Here is a 14668-nt window from a genome sequence, read left to right on the forward strand (position 1 = left end):
TACGATGGCGAAAACAAGCACCATCAAGATCAAGCAGATCGGTTCGCCGATCCGCCGTCCCGAGAGCCAGCGCAAGATCCTGATCGGCCTGGGCCTCAACAAGATGCACAAGGTCGTGGAGCGTCAGGATACGCCTGAGCTGCGCGGCGCGATCGCCAAGGTCCCGCATCTGGTGCAGGTGGTCGACTAAGATACAATCCAGTGGCCCGGTTCTTTGCCGGGCCGCTTCATTTCAGCGCGAAACCCCTTTGTGGGTCCTAGAAAGCGAAAGCGAGTGCAAATCTCATGAAACTCAACGACATCCGCGACAATTCGGGCGCCCGTAAAGAGCGCATGCGCGTGGGCCGTGGCATCGGCTCGGGCAAGGGCAAGACCGGTGGCCGTGGCCAGAAGGGCCAGAAGAGCCGTTCCGGCGTAGCCATCAAGGGCTTCGAAGGCGGCCAGATGCCGCTTCACATGCGTCTGCCGAAGCGCGGCTTCAACAACCCCTTCGCCAAGGACTATGCCGAAGTGAACGTGGGCATGATCCAGAAGTTCATCGACGCCAAGAAGCTCGACGCGAAGAAGGACATCGACGAAGCTGCCCTGCGCGCTGCCGGCCTGGTCCGTGGCGGCAAGGATGGTGTGCGTCTGCTTGGCAAGGGTGAGATCAAGGCCAAGGCCAAGTTCGTCGTCACCGGCGCCACCAAGGGCGCGATTGCGGCGGTAGAAAAGGCTGGCGGTTCGGTTGAAGTGACCGCGCCGAAGGCTGAAAAAACTGCCGAAAAGGCGGATTGACCCAAAAAAGACGGGGAGCAGGGGTTCGACATCGGGCCCACTGCTCCCTATCTATCCTGTCTACGCCGGGCGGGACCGGTGCAAAGCTAGGATCGAACTACCGAAATGGCATCACGCGCCGACAGTATCGCGAGCAATCTAAGCCTCGCCAATTTCTCCAAGGCCACCGAGCTGAAGAACCGTATCTGGTTCACAATCGGTGCGCTGATCGTCTTCCGCTTCCTGAGCTTCGTACCGCTTCCGGGTATCAATCCGTTGGCGTTGCAGCAATTGGCAGACCAGACGCAGGGTGGCATCCTGGACATGTTCAACATGTTCACTGGCGGCAGCCTTTCGCGCATGAGCCTGATCGCGCTGGGTGTGATGCCCTACATCACCTCGTCGATTGTGGTTCAGATGGCCGCAGCCCTGCATCCGACGCTCGCCGCGCTGAAGAAGGAAGGCGCGAGCGGACGGCAGAAGCTCAACCAGTACACCCGTTATGGTGCGGTGTTCCTGTGTACGATCCAGGGCTGGTTCCTGGCCGCAGGGCTTGAAAGCTTTTCCAATGCGGCGGGCCTGCAGGCGGTAGTCGATCCGGGCTATATGTTCCGCGTTGGCGCGGTGATCAGCCTTGTCGGCGGAACCATGTTCCTGCTGTGGCTGGGCGAACAGATCACCAGTCGCGGAATCGGCAATGGCGTGTCGCTGATCATTATGGCGGGGATCGTTGCTCAATTCCCGACTTTCATCTCGAACCTGTTCGAGGGCGGTCGCAGCGGTTCGATCGCACCGGGTATCATCATTGGCTTCATGGTCATGCTCGTGGTGCTCATCCTGGCTATCTGTTTCATGGAGCGCGCGCAGCGCCGCCTGCTGATCCAGTATCCCAAGCGTGCGACGCAGCATGGCATGATGCAGGCGGATCGTTCGCACCTGCCGCTCAAGATCAACACCGCCGGCGTTATTCCGCCGATCTTCGCCAGTTCGCTGCTGTTGTTGCCGCTGACGATCACTCAGTTCGCGGGCAATTCGATCGATACGGAAAGCACGATGGGCGGCGTGATCGTGACGCTGAACCAGTATCTCGCGCACGGTCAGCCGCTTTACATGGCGCTCTATGCAGCGGGCATCATCTTCTTCAGCTTCTTCTACACCGCGGTCGTCTTCAACCCTGAAGAGACAGCGGAGAATCTCAAGAAGAACGGTGGGTTCATTCCCGGCATCCGCCCGGGCAAGCGGACCGAACAATACTTGGACTATGTGCTAACTCGCATCACCGTCGTGGGTGCGATATATCTCACACTGGTTTGCGTTATCCCCGAATGGGGCATTGCACAGACCGGTATTCCGCTCTTCCTGGGCGGGACCAGCCTGCTGATTGTCGTCAACGTCACGGTTGATACGATCAGTCAGATCCAGTCGCACTTGCTGGCGCACCAGTATGGCGACTTGATCAAGAAGGCGAAACTTAAGGGCCGCATGCGCTGATCGCGGTGCCGGAACTGTTGGGGGGATAGCTAGTAGTGAACATCATTCTTCTTGGCCCTCCCGGGGCTGGTAAAGGCACCCAGAGCGCGCGCCTGGTGGATCATTATGGGATGCGCCAGCTCTCCACTGGAGACATGCTGCGCGCCGCGGTGAAGGCCCAGACGCCCGTCGGCCTCAAGGCCAAGGCAGTGATGGACCGTGGCGAGCTCGTTTCCGACGAAATCGTATCCGAACTGATCGATGCGGAACTGGCCGCGATGGGGCCGGATACCGGCGCAATCTTCGATGGTTATCCGCGCACCGAAGCACAGGCCGAGATTCTCGATCAGTTGCTCGAAAAGCATGGTCGCGCGCTCGACCATGTGATCGAACTCGATGTCGACGAGGATGCGCTGGTCGAACGTATTACCGGTCGCTTCACCTGTGCCAATTGTGGCGCGGGCTATCACGATACATTCCAGCAGCCGACCGTCGAGGGCGTGTGCGACAAGTGCGGATCGACCGAATTCAAGCGCCGTCCTGACGACAATGAGGAAACCGTGCGCACGCGGATGCAGGAATATCGCGCCAAGACCGCGCCGATCCTGCCTGGCTATGAAGCGCGCGGGATTGTTCGCCGTGTAGACGGCATGGCTGATATTGACGCGGTGGCTGCCTCGATCGACGCCATTCTCGGCTGATTTCGCCAGCTTGCGCGCTTCAGCGCAGACCGGTTAACCCATTCTCGAGATTGCCGCTTTAACGCGGTCGCCACTTCGCCTACAGTTTCCGGCGAAGGAGGGGGGAATCGCTATGTTTCATCGGCTTGCGGCGCTGGCCTTTCCCATCTTTCTGATGGCGCAACCGGCTTCTGCTGAAGTGATATCCGCCAGTGACGACAGCTTCGTCACGCGCGATGTCTCCGTGGTAAGGGCCGATGCCAAATCCGTCTGGATGGCACTGATCTCGCCTGCAAGGTGGTGGAACTCTGCGCACACATGGTCGGGAGACTCCGCAAATCTATCGCTCAAACCGCAAGCGGGCGGCTGTTTTTGCGAACGTATACCGGAAGATCCTGACCCCAAGAAGATCACGCTCGAAGGCAGTGTCGAGCACATGCGCGTGATCCAGGCCTTCCCTGAGAAGGTGCTGCGGATGCGCGGAGGGCTTGGGCCCTTGCAGAGCGAGCCGGCGACCGGGGTTCTGACGATTGTGTTGTCCGAACATGAGAAGGGTACGCAGATCGTGTGGGAATATGCAGTTGGTGGCGCAATGCGTTATCCGCTGCCAGTGATCTCCAAGGCGGTCGATGGCGTGATGAGCCAGCAGCTCGATGGCCTTGCGAATATGCTTGGCGGAAGGCTTGATGCGCCGCCGCCTCCGTCACCGGAACCCGCGCAGAGCGAAGACGAAACAGAAGACGAAGCGACGCAAGGGCAGGCACCTGAAATCAGCGTTGAGGATGCCATCGACGCGATGCAGGACGATTAGACGAGGATTATCGGGGAAAGCGCGCCCCGCAACATAACGCGCAATTGGTCGCACAGGCAGAAACCGGCCTTCGCCACGGCGGGGCAGCAGGACAAGGAGAGCAGTGCGATGGCGGTTACCGATCATGTCGATCTTGAGCAGTTCATGGAGGGCGTGAAGAAGCGCAATCCGGGGCAGACCGAGTTCATCCAGGCCGTGCAGGAAGTTGCCCAGGACATCTTCGAATTCATCGAAGACAAAGAGCAATATCACGAGGCGCAGATCCTGCGCCGGATCGCCGAGCCCGATCGGGTGGTATCCTTCCGCGTTTGCTGGGAAGATGACAATCACAACATCCGCGTCCAGCGCGGCTGGCGGGTGCAGAACAACAATGCGATTGGCCCCTACAAGGGCGGCATCCGCTTTCACCCCAGCGTGAACGAAAGCGTGCTCAAATTCCTCGCCTTCGAACAGACCTTCAAGAACTCGCTCACCGGCCTGCCGATGGGCGGGGGCAAGGGCGGGGCGAACTTCAATCCGCGCGGCAAATCCGACAGCGAAGTGATGCGTTTCTGCCAAAGCTTCATGACGGAGCTCTATCGCCATATCGGGCCCGATACGGATGTGCCGGCAGGCGATATCGGCGTCGGCGGGCGTGAGATCGGCTATATGTTCGGCCAGTACAAGCGGATCACCAACCGTTGGGAGGGCGTGCTGACGGGCAAGGGCATCGAATATGGCGGATCTCAGATGCGGCCGGAAGCGACCGGCTATGGCGCAGTCTATTTTCTGCAGAACATGCTCAAGCACAAAGGGCAGGATATCGAGGGAAAGACAGCGGTCATCTCTGGCTCGGGCAATGTCGCCACCCATGCGGCGGAAAAGGTCACGCAATTGGGCGGCAAGGTGCTGACCCTGTCGGATTCCGGCGGGTTTATCCACGATCCGGAGGGGCTCGACCAGGAGAAGATCGACTGGATCAAGAACCTCAAGAATGTCCGTCGTGGCCGGATCAGCGAATATGCTGATCATTTCACCGGCGCGACCTTCCATGAAGGCAAGCGGCCGTGGGACGTGCCTTGCGACATCGCATTGCCTTGTGCGACGCAGAATGAGCTCAATGAGGAGGAAGCGAAGGAACTGGTAGGCAACGGCGTGATCGCCGTATCCGAAGGGGCCAACATGCCGACCACGCTTGAGGGCGTGAGGGTCTTCCATGATGCCAAGATCATGTATGGACCGGGAAAGGCGGCCAATGCCGGCGGCGTTGCTGTCTCCGGTCTGGAAATGAGCCAGAATTCGGAGCGGATCAGCTGGAACCACGGCCGGTTGGGCGAAATGCTGACAGAACTGATGGAAGGCATTCACGGCAAATGCGTCGAATATGGCGACCAGGGTGGCGGCTATGTCGACTATGTCAGGGGCGCCAATATCGCCGGTTTCAAGAAGGTCGCTGACGCCATGCTGGCGTTTGGAGTGGTCTGATTCCTTCCGCTGGGGGGCGTCTGAAAGGGCAACCCCCAGCGGTCAGGAATGACGCGGCCGCGCCGATTTTGACCGGTTGCGCGTCTTGGTGTAACCTGCCTTGAAATCGCATGGTTGCGGACCATATCGGGCCGCACGTGTGGTTGTGCGCGCTTAGCTGTTGACGCAGGGTGAGAATCGCCTTAAGCGCGCTTTCATTCGACACGTTCGATCAAAGTCCGGCAGGCGACAGCCGTTTGTGCGCGCCAACCGGGCTTTTTGCCGTTTCGGCGCAATGCCGGTGCGGAGTTCGGGCGGGAAGAGACAACCGCGATGAGATAGGGCAGGCGGCCAGTCCGTCATTCCCTGTGGAGCATGGAGAAGTAAGTGGCTCGTATTGCCGGGGTAAATATCCCCACCAACAAGCGCGTTATTATCGCGCTCACCTACATCCACGGTATCGGTCGTACCACTGCCGTGGAAATCGCCAACAAGCTGGGCATCGATCACGCTCGCCGTGTGCAGGACCTCTCCGACGAGGAAGTGCTGCGCATCCGTGAAACGATCGACGCCGACTACACCGTGGAAGGTGACCTGCGTCGCAACACCGCGATGAACATCAAGCGCCTGATGGACCTGCGGTCCTATCGCGGCTTGCGTCATCGCAACCAGCTGCCCGTTCGCGGACAGCGTACGCACACCAACGCCCGTACCCGCAAGGGTAAGGCCAAGCCGATCGCAGGGAAGAAGAAGTAAGCGCGCGGGGCAACCCACACGCTTTTGCCTTCTTTCGATACTGAAGAGGAATACCAACCATGGCACGCGAACCCGGCCGTATCAGGCGTCGCGATAAAAAGAACATCACCAGCGGCGTCGCGCATGTGAACGCCAGCTTCAACAACACCATGATCACCATCACCGATGCGCAGGGCAATGCAATCAGCTGGTCCAGCGCGGGCATGATGGGCTTCAAGGGCAGCCGCAAGTCGACTCCCTATGCTGCTCAGGTCGCTGCCGACGATGCCGGCAAGAAGGCAGCAGAGCATGGTGTGCGCACGCTGGAAGTCGAGATCAAGGGGCCGGGTTCCGGTCGCGAAAGCGCGCTGCGGGCGCTGCAGGCGGTGGGCTTCACCATCACCAGCATCCGCGACGTGACACCGATCCCGCACAATGGCGTGAGGCCCTCAAAGCGCCGCCGCGTCTGATCCGAACCTGCCTGGCGGTCCGTATGGGCCGCCGACACCTCCTTCGGACCGGACGCGCTTTCAGCGCCGCCGGTCCAGTCCGTTTTTAGAACCCTAGGGGAAATCCATGTCCGTCAACATCAAGAACTGGCAGGAACTCAAGAAACCCAACACGCTCGAAATCAAGGAAGGCGGCGACAAGAGCCGCAAGGCAACCTTCGTTGCCGAACCGCTTGAGCGTGGATTTGGCCTTACCCTCGGCAATGCGCTGCGCCGCGTGCTGCTGAGCTCGCTCCAGGGCGCTGCGATCACCTCGATCAAGATCGAGAACGTGCTGCACGAGTTCTCCTCGCTCGCCGGCGTGCGCGAGGACGTGACCGACATCGTGCTGAACGTGAAGCAGATCGCGCTCAAGATGGAAGGCGAAGGCCCCAAGCGGCTGCAGCTTTCCGCAACTGGCCCGGGCGAAGTGAAGGCCGGCGACATCGCCGTTTCCGGCGACATCGAAGTGATGAACAAGGACCTCGTCCTGTGTCACCTCGACGAAGGCGCGACGCTCAACATGGAACTGACCGCCGATACCGGCAAGGGCTATGCCCCCGCCGTGGCGAACCGTCCGGCTGATGCGCCAATCGGCCTGATCCCGGTCGACTCGCTTTACTCGCCGGTGCGCCAGGTGAGCTACAAGGTCGAGAATGCCCGCGTCGGGCAGGAACTCGATTACGACAAGCTCTCGCTGACGATCGAAACCGATGGCACTGTCGCTCCTGAAGACGCCGTGGCCTATGCCGCGCGCATCCTGCAGGACCAGCTGACGCTGTTCGTCCACTTCGAAGACGGTATCCCGCAGCCGCAGGCCGCGATGATTGGCCAGGCCGCGCAGCCGCAGGAAGACGATGCCAACCAGCTCAACCGCTACCTTCTCAAGAAGGTGGACGAGCTGGAGCTGTCGGTCCGTTCGGCCAACTGCCTCAAGAACGACAACATCATCTACATCGGCGATCTGGTCCAGAAGACCGAAGCCGAGATGCTGCGCACGCCGAACTTCGGCCGCAAGTCGCTCAACGAGATCAAGGAAGTGCTTTCGAGCATGGGCCTGCGCCTGGGCATGGATATCCCCGGCTGGCCGCCTGAGAACATCGAGGAAATGGCCAAGAAGCTCGAACAGGAGCTGCTGGGTTAATAACTCGTACGGGCATGGGCCGGACCCGATCTTCCGGCCTGCTACGGGCTACCTTGCACGGGCCCATAACGAACGTCCGATCCCTTCAGGGAATGTGGGAACCGGTTTCCCGCCCGGAAGGGTCGGCTAAGGAGTAAGAAAATGCGTCACGGAATTTCACAGCGCAAGCTGAGCCGCAAATCGGGTCACCGTACGGCCCTGTTCCGCAATATGGCTGCTGCCCTGATCAAGCACGAGCAGATCAGCACCACCTTGCCCAAGGCCAAGGAACTGCGCCCCTATGTCGAAAAACTGATCACGCTGGCGAAGCGTGGTGGCCTTTCGAACCGCCGGCTCGCCATGAGCCGCCTGGGTGACGAAACCCAGCTCAAGAAGCTGTTTGACGTGCTGGCCGAGCGTTATGCCGACCGCGATGGTGGTTACACCCGCATCGTCAAGGCCGGCTACCGCGACAGCGACGCTGCGCAGATGGCGATCATCGAGTTCGTTGATCGCGATATGGAGGCCAAGGGCCAGGATTCGGGCCCCGTCATCAGTGACGAAGAGTTCGAAGAAGCCTGAGCGGTTTCAAATCGAAACAATTGAGGCCGGTGGAGCGATCCGCCGGCCTTTTTGTTTGTTCATAAAAAGCGCCAATATTCTGAACATCACCTGTCGGTGCAATTCAGGGTCGTATCAGTGCAGATGTTCCAAAAGGCCCTCACAGCCGAGGCAATCCCGCCACGGCCCGGATGAGGAGAACCTCAAATGAGCAAGACGACCAAACTATTTGCGAAGGGTGGGATCGCAACGGCAGCCGTGGGTGCAATGGCGCTCGCCGGTGCGAGCCCGGTGCAGGCACGCGATAGCCACCGCGACGGGATCGACGCCGGTGATATCATTGCCGGTGCAGTGATCCTGGGCGGTATTGCCGCCGTTGCAAGCACCGTTGGCAAGGATCGCAGCCGCTACGATTACCGCGATCGCTATGGCTATCGTGACCGCGACTATCGCAGCAATCGCTATGGCCACGGTAACGCGCGCGCTGCCGTCCAGCGCTGTGTTGCTGCGGTTGAGCGCGACGCGCGCCGGGCTGGCTATCGCTTCGCCCAGGTTACAGAGATCCGCGATGTGGACCGCGAACGGCGCGGCTGGGAGGTCAAGGGCCGCCTGATTGTCGATGGCAATCGCGGCTGGGCCTATCGCGGCGACCGTGATCGGTATCGCGATGGCAATCGCTATCACGATCGGCGCTATGACTATGGCTACAATTCCCGCCACCGGGCGGATAGCGGCAAGTTCAAGTGCGAAATCCGCCGCGGCAGGGTCGAATATATCGACTACAGCGGGATCCGCGGCCTGCGCTGATCGCATTTGATCCAGCATTTCAACATGGGCGGTTCAGGCGTTTGAAAGCCTGGGCCGCCTAATGTATGTTCACATATTGAGCGATTGGTGGACGCTCGTTCCGCAACAGGAGGGCGCCGATATGGCCCAAACCAAGCGTCTCGCGGCCGTTTCCGGCTTGGCCGCCGCACTTTCCATGGCCGCGACTCCGCTCGCTGCCGCTGAACTGCCCACTACTGCGCCGCGAGTTTCAGTCGATACGCCAGGCGTGTTCGACAAGGATTCCGAGAACGCACAGCGCCACCGCTGGTATCGCTATCGCCGCCACCGCCATGTCGATGCTGGCGACGTGCTGGCGGGCGTACTCATCATCGGCGGGATTGCCGCCATCGCGGGGGCCGCATCGAAAGCGGACCGGCGCGACCGTGATTATCGCTACCGGGACCGCACCTATCGCGACCGGCCCTATGACTATCGCGAACGCCGCGGTGATTCACGCTACAACAGCGGGCAGGGGATCGACCGTGCTGTCGACCGCTGCGTTTCACAAATCGAGCGCGACGTGCGGGTCGATACGGTCGATAGTGTCGATCGCACCGGCGAGGGTTGGCGCGTGACGGGCACAATCTACAACGGTGATCGTTTCACTTGCCGGATCGGCCAGGATGGGCGGGTCGAAGACATCGATTACGGTCGTGGCTTTGCCGCGAGTGAAGACCGCCAATGGAACGATGATCGCTACGCCGCCGCCTGGCGCGATGTCGATAGCGGCAAGATTGCCCGTCCCGAAACCACGTCGAAGATGCCAGCCTATCCGGGCGGCCCGGTCGATAGCGATTTGCAGCAGGATGGCGTGGCGGATGACGGGCGCTACAGCACGGCCGAAGCGCCCGATTTCACCGGCTGACTATTTCGAACCCGCGCCCTTGTCGCGATAGGCGGGAAGGGCCAGGTTCCAGCGAATGGCGGCGGATCGCAGCAGCAACCCTGCGAGCGTCGCCACGCCCCACACCCAAACACGCGGCAAGTCGTACCAGCTCCCTGCGACGCACAGGCTGGCGGACAGGGCGGCTGCCGTCACGTAGAGCTCCGGCCGCATGATGATAGAGGGCCGGCCCGCGACCACATCGCGGATGATCCCTCCGACCGTGCCGGTCACAACCCCCATCATCATGGCGGGTACGGGCGGAACGCCGTAGGATAGGGACTTGGCGCTTCCCAGCACCGCATAGGCGGTCAGGCCGATACCATCGGCGTAGTCCAGCAGCTTGCCGTCCCACCAGCGCGTCGGCGTGATCCACACGAGTACCGCGACCAGCAAACAGACAGCGGCAACCCACGGATCGGTGATCCAGAACACGGGTGCCCCGATCAGCAGGTCGCGCACCGTGCCTCCACCCACGCCGGTGACGAGAGCGAAGAAAGACACGGTGACGAAGGTCTGGCGCTCCTTGGCCGCCAGCAACGCACCGGACAGCGCAAAGATCGCGACGCCGACCAGATCCAGCAGATCGAGCAGCGGAGTCAGGACCGCGCCATTCATGACCTGGATCCCGGCATCCGGCGAGCCGTGCGGCGGCGAAACATCAAAATGCAGCCGAACAGCGCACCGGTCAGGCCAAGTGCCGCGAAGATGATCAGGATCGGGTGACTGGTTTCCTCGCGCGTCTGCAGGTCCATGATATGCAGGCCCCACATGAAGTCATAGGCGCGCCACCAGCCTGTGCGGACCGCTTCGATCTCGCCCGTGTCGCGCCCGACATAGACATGCGTGCCGTCGCCGAGCACGACTTGCCAGACTGGCACCGGGCGGCGGAAGTCGAACGGGACCTTGTCGGCTTCAAATTGGCGCACCGACGTGATTTTGTCTCCGCCGACAATGCGCTCTCCCACTATCCGCCGTGCATCGCTGGCAGAAAGCGCGGGCAGGGGGGTGCCACTATCCATATCCACGCGGCGCACGCTGCCGTCCATTCCCGTAAGGATTGCAATCGCGCGCCCGCCCTGCATCACCGCCCGCATTTCCTTTAGCGGAAACTCTTCGCTGGCGAGCGCACTCCCCGGCAGGATGAGTGGCTGTGCCTCGACAGGCAGGCGCATGTGACCGCCACGAACTTCCTCTATCGGCCTTGCCGCCATGAAGAGCCCGCTGGCCATCCACATCAGGATCGGGAAGCCGACCAGCCAGCCAAGCCAGATATGCCATTTGGCCAATCGCAGCATGAGTGGCTTCTCTGCCATATACCTACGCGTTCAATACCGCGTCGATCCCGCGTGCTGCGGCGATGCAGCCGAGATCGGACCAACGCGGCCCGATCACCTGCATTCCGCACGGGAGGGTCGAGCCATCGACTTCGCTCTGGCCGACCGGAAGGACAGTCGACGGCAGATTGGGGAAGGTTGCAATTCCGGCCCAGGCGAGTCCGTTCGCAGCCGGTTGTTCCTCGCCATTGATGGTCAGCGTCCCGCGGAACACGGCTTCGTCGCTATGTCGCACCGCCAGTACCGGCGCAGGGGGCGCAAGGACGAAATCGTAGCTCTCGAACAAAGCCTCCCAGGCGAGTTCATTGCGGGCCTGCATGTCGAGCAGATTGAACCAGTCGGTCGCAGTCGCGCGCGTTCCATCGGGCGCGGGCGCGCCGCGCGCCATGGCTATGTTGAGCATCCGAAGGTAATCCGCCTGCTGGCGCGCCAGATCAGGCAGAAGCTCGCTTGTACGGTCGATGCGGACACCCGCAGATTCGAGCGCCTTTGCCGCCGCTTCAAGCGGTCCGCGCACGCTGTCGTCGATCGGGCTTCCGGGATAGTCGAGCAACATGAGCAGCCGGCATTCGGACAGCGGCTTGCGCGCTTCGCGCAGCGGCAGGTTCGCTGTGATGCGCAACAGGATTTCGATATCGGCGGCATTGCGCGCGAGCGGCCCGGCAATTGACAGCGCGCCATCATGCGCATCCTTGCCTGCCATCGCGGGATGGTCATGCCCATGTTTTGAGACAAGGCCCCAGCTCGTCTTGTGCCCCCAAATGCCGCAGAAATGCGCCGGTACGCGGACCGAGCCACCAATGTCGCTGCCATATTCGCAGGGCACCATGCCGCTGGCGACCGCCGCGGCACCGCCGCCCGAGGACCCGCCCGGAGAGCGCGCATGGTCGTGCGGATTGTTGGTGCGGCCATAGACCGGGTTGAAGCTCTGCCAGTCGGATAGATCGACCGGGACATTGGTCTTGCCGACTATGATCGCGCCCGCCCGCTTGAGCTGAGTCACGATCTTCGAATCGCGTTTGGCGATGCTGTCCCTGAACTGGGGGTGCCCCCAGCAGGTCGGCAGGCCAGCGATGTCGAAGCTTTCCTTGACCGTCATCGGCACGCCGAACAGCGGCTGGTCCTCGCGCGGCTTGACGCCATCCAGGGCATGGGCGGCGGCAACGGCGCGCTCGAAATCGCCCACGGCCAGGGCGTTCACATGGACGTCGAGTTCCTCGATCCGCACGATCGCGGCATCGACCGCTTCATAGGGCGACAGCTCGCCCGCGCGAATTGCTGCGGCTGTTTCCAGCGCGCCCGGTTTGTCGGTAAGTTTCGGATAGGCCAAGAGATCCTCCCTGCGGGCTGCTTGATGATGCCAGACAGCGAATGCGTCAATGGGGGGCGGGGCAATTGGTGACAATTGCAATCATTCCAGTTAGGCCTTGAACGAGAAGATCAATCGAGGATTTCCATGCGCATCGCCATTCTCCCCTTCCTCCTGGCCACCGCTGCCTGTGCCACCGTCGCGCCGGAGGCTCCGGTCGAACCTGCCGCTGCCCCCCCAGTCGCGCCCGCAGAAGCCGCATATGATTTGCGCGCGCAAATGGACAAGCTGGCGGTGGTCGAGATGGCGCCCGACACAAGCTATCTTACCGATGAAGAACGGCAGGTGGTCAATCTGCTGATCGGTGCCTCGCGCTATATGAGCGAGATCTACAAGCATCAGCGGATGGCGGATTACGATCAGGCGCGCCGGGCTGTCGCAAATAACCGCCGGGCGGATCGCGACCTGTTGCTGACCATGTTCGATCGCAATTTCGGCCCGTGGGACGAGTTGGGCGAGCTCCACCCCTTCTGGGGCAGTGAGCCTATGCCCGATGGCGCGGGCTTCTATCCCACCGATCTTACGCGCGAGGAGTTCGATGCCTATCTCGCGGCCCATCCTGATCAGGCCGCGGCGCTGACCAGTGATTACACCGTGGTGCGAAGAGATGGAGAGAGGCTCATCGCGGTGCCTTACTCCGAGGCTTACAAGGAGTGGCTTGTCCCTGCTGCGCAGCTGCTGGAGCAGGCTGCGCAGATCACCACCAACCCCAGCTTGAAGAAATTCCTGTCACTGCGCGCCAAGGCTTTCCTGACCGATGATTATTTCGAAAGCGAACTGGCCTGGATGGATCTGGAGGGAACTCCGATCGAAGTCGCGATCGGGCCCTATGAGGTTTATACCGACCGGCTCTATGGCAAGAAGACCGCCTTCGAGAGTTTCGTGACGCTGAAGGATCCCGAAGCTTCCGCCTCGCTCGACAAATACAAGGGCTACCTCCGCGACATGGAGGCCAATCTGCCGATCCCGGACGAGCACAAGAACTTCCAGCGCGGCTTTGCCAGCCCGATTGCGGTGGCCGACCAGGTGCAGAGCGGCGGCGACAATGTGCCGGGCGTGCAAACCATCGCTTTCAACTTGCCCAATGACGAGCGCGTGCGCGAGGCCAAGGGTGCGAAAAAGGTGATCCTGTCCAACGTGCTGGGCGCGAAGTATGATCGCATCCTGGCACCCATCGGCAAGCTGGTGCTGAGCGACGCGCAGGCACCGCTGGTGGTGAAGAAATACATGCAGCTCGAAACGCTGTTTCACGAATTGTCGCACAGCCTGGGGCCGGGCACGATCACCGTAAACGGTCGCAAGACCACGGTGAACGAGGAACTCAAGGACCGCTACTCTGCGCTGGAGGAATCCAAGGCCGATGTGGCAGGCGTGTGGAACATATTGTTCATGATGGACAAAGGCGAGCTACCCCTGGCCGAGAAGAACCAACTGTGGCCGACCTATTTCGCCGGAATCTTCCGCTCGGTCCGCTTTGGCGTCACCGATGCGCATGGCGAGGGCGCGGCGCTGCAATATGGCTATCTGAAGGAGAAGGGCGCGTTCCACTGGGACGCGGCGCAAGGACATTTCGTGATCGATCCGGCCAAGATGGAGGCGGGGCTCAAAGCGCTGCTGCATGACCAGCTGATGCTGCAGGCATTGGGCGATTACGAAGGGACCAAGGCCTTCTTCGAACGTTATGCCCATCTTGACGAACATGCCGAAGCGGCAATCGCGGCGATGGACGCAATCCCGGTCGATATTCTGCCCGTCTATCCGAAGGAGGTGTGAGGGGCGTGGGTGGATCGTCAGCTAACGACCCAGTTGCGGACATTGGTCATTGAAGGCTACAAGCGGCGCATGAGTGTAGTCGAAACGATCTTGATGATGGCGTTTCTTGTGCCGTTACTGCTTGCGATCTCGTGGGTTCATGAAGAGTTACGCATGGTTGAGCCGAAGACTCGGTTCGGATTTGGTATTGCTTCGTTCGCTGGGGCAGCGATCACATTCTTCGTCATTATGAAATTGCTCCCAGAGCCTACAAAAATTGAGGTCGATCTGCCTCTTCAGACGCTGCTGATGGGAGGAGTTTCGATATTCGCTGGCGGATTAGTCCTGTCGATAGCGCTTATAAGCAGCGCCGCTTGGCAAGCCTTTAAGCGGTGGAAATTTCACCGGAGCAACGTCCGATAACCACTCAAA

Annotated in this window: 17 protein-coding genes; 14 read left to right on the forward strand and 3 right to left on the reverse strand. The window is 61.0% G+C overall.

Annotated features, from left to right (window positions below; translation table 11 throughout):
* Nucleotides 1-4: 4 nt before the first annotated feature.
* The 12 genes from rpmD to ACQY6C_RS12015 all read left to right on the forward strand — a co-directional run bounded on the left by rpmD (nt 5) and on the right by ACQY6C_RS12015 (nt 9760).
* On the forward strand, nt 5-190 hold the full coding sequence (gene rpmD, locus ACQY6C_RS11960) for a 50S ribosomal protein L30 (RefSeq protein WP_427969022.1): 186 nt from the start codon (nt 5-7) through the stop codon (nt 188-190).
* Between the two features lie 95 nt (nt 191-285).
* Nucleotides 286-777, forward strand: a complete 492-nt coding sequence (gene rplO / locus ACQY6C_RS11965; protein WP_427969024.1) for a 50S ribosomal protein L15 — start codon at nt 286-288, stop codon at nt 775-777.
* Nucleotides 778-882: 105 nt separating this feature from the next.
* Nucleotides 883-2247 (forward strand): preprotein translocase subunit SecY, encoded by a 1365-nt coding sequence (secY, locus tag ACQY6C_RS11970; protein WP_427969026.1) that lies wholly within the window; start codon nt 883-885, stop codon nt 2245-2247.
* A 35-nt stretch (nt 2248-2282) separates the two neighbouring features.
* Nucleotides 2283-2927: an adenylate kinase gene (locus tag ACQY6C_RS11975; RefSeq protein WP_427969028.1), complete on the forward strand. Its 645-nt coding sequence runs from the start codon at nt 2283-2285 to the stop codon at nt 2925-2927.
* 112 nt (nt 2928-3039) lie between these two features.
* On the forward strand, nt 3040-3717 hold the full coding sequence (locus tag ACQY6C_RS11980) for an SRPBCC family protein (protein ID WP_427969030.1): 678 nt from the start codon (nt 3040-3042) through the stop codon (nt 3715-3717).
* A 108-nt stretch (nt 3718-3825) separates the two neighbouring features.
* Complete coding sequence (gene gdhA, locus ACQY6C_RS11985) at nt 3826-5181, forward strand: NADP-specific glutamate dehydrogenase (RefSeq protein ID WP_427969032.1); 1356 nt, start codon at nt 3826-3828, stop codon at nt 5179-5181.
* 366 nt (nt 5182-5547) lie between these two features.
* On the forward strand, nt 5548-5916 hold the full coding sequence (rpsM, locus tag ACQY6C_RS11990) for a 30S ribosomal protein S13 (RefSeq protein WP_427969033.1): 369 nt from the start codon (nt 5548-5550) through the stop codon (nt 5914-5916).
* A gap of 59 nt (nt 5917-5975) precedes the next feature.
* The gene (gene rpsK, locus ACQY6C_RS11995) at nt 5976-6365 is read left to right on the forward strand and encodes a 30S ribosomal protein S11 (RefSeq protein ID WP_086436134.1); all 390 of its coding nucleotides are present in this window, start codon (nt 5976-5978) and stop codon (nt 6363-6365) included.
* Between the two features lie 106 nt (nt 6366-6471).
* Complete coding sequence (locus ACQY6C_RS12000) at nt 6472-7527, forward strand: DNA-directed RNA polymerase subunit alpha (protein ID WP_427969035.1); 1056 nt, start codon at nt 6472-6474, stop codon at nt 7525-7527.
* A gap of 141 nt (nt 7528-7668) precedes the next feature.
* The gene (gene rplQ, locus ACQY6C_RS12005) at nt 7669-8088 is read left to right on the forward strand and encodes a 50S ribosomal protein L17 (protein ID WP_427969037.1); all 420 of its coding nucleotides are present in this window, start codon (nt 7669-7671) and stop codon (nt 8086-8088) included.
* Nucleotides 8089-8274: 186 nt separating this feature from the next.
* Complete coding sequence (locus ACQY6C_RS12010) at nt 8275-8874, forward strand: hypothetical protein (RefSeq protein ID WP_427969039.1); 600 nt, start codon at nt 8275-8277, stop codon at nt 8872-8874.
* A 121-nt stretch (nt 8875-8995) separates the two neighbouring features.
* Entirely contained in the window at nt 8996-9760 is a 765-nt protein-coding gene (locus ACQY6C_RS12015; protein WP_427969041.1) for a hypothetical protein, read from the forward strand.
* Here ACQY6C_RS12015 and ACQY6C_RS12020 read toward each other — a convergent pair whose 3' ends face one another.
* The 3 genes from ACQY6C_RS12020 to ACQY6C_RS12030 are packed head-to-tail and all read right to left on the reverse strand — an operon-like array spanning nt 9761 to nt 12445.
* Nucleotides 9761-10396, reverse strand: a complete 636-nt coding sequence (locus tag ACQY6C_RS12020) for a trimeric intracellular cation channel family protein (protein WP_427969043.1) — start codon at nt 10394-10396, stop codon at nt 9761-9763. It lies immediately after the preceding gene.
* Complete coding sequence (locus ACQY6C_RS12025; protein WP_427969044.1) at nt 10393-11094, reverse strand: PepSY domain-containing protein; 702 nt, start codon at nt 11092-11094, stop codon at nt 10393-10395. The genes ACQY6C_RS12020 and ACQY6C_RS12025 overlap by 4 nt, the downstream gene beginning before the upstream one ends.
* 4 nt (nt 11095-11098) lie before the next feature.
* Nucleotides 11099-12445 (reverse strand): amidase family protein, encoded by a 1347-nt coding sequence (locus ACQY6C_RS12030; protein ID WP_427969046.1) that lies wholly within the window; start codon nt 12443-12445, stop codon nt 11099-11101.
* A 126-nt stretch (nt 12446-12571) separates the two neighbouring features.
* Between ACQY6C_RS12030 and ACQY6C_RS12035 the strand changes: the two genes are divergently transcribed.
* Together ACQY6C_RS12035 and ACQY6C_RS12040 are read left to right on the forward strand one after the other, a co-directional pair.
* Nucleotides 12572-14257: a dipeptidyl-peptidase 3 family protein gene (locus ACQY6C_RS12035; protein WP_427969048.1), complete on the forward strand. Its 1686-nt coding sequence runs from the start codon at nt 12572-12574 to the stop codon at nt 14255-14257.
* 9 nt (nt 14258-14266) lie between these two features.
* A complete protein-coding gene (locus tag ACQY6C_RS12040) occupies nt 14267-14659 on the forward strand; it encodes a hypothetical protein (RefSeq protein ID WP_427969050.1) in 393 nt (130 codons plus the stop codon).
* Nucleotides 14660-14668 lie beyond the last annotated feature (9 nt).

The sequence above is a fragment of the Altererythrobacter sp. genome, from assembly GCF_050299635.1.
Classification (GTDB): domain Bacteria; phylum Pseudomonadota; class Alphaproteobacteria; order Sphingomonadales; family Sphingomonadaceae; genus Erythrobacter.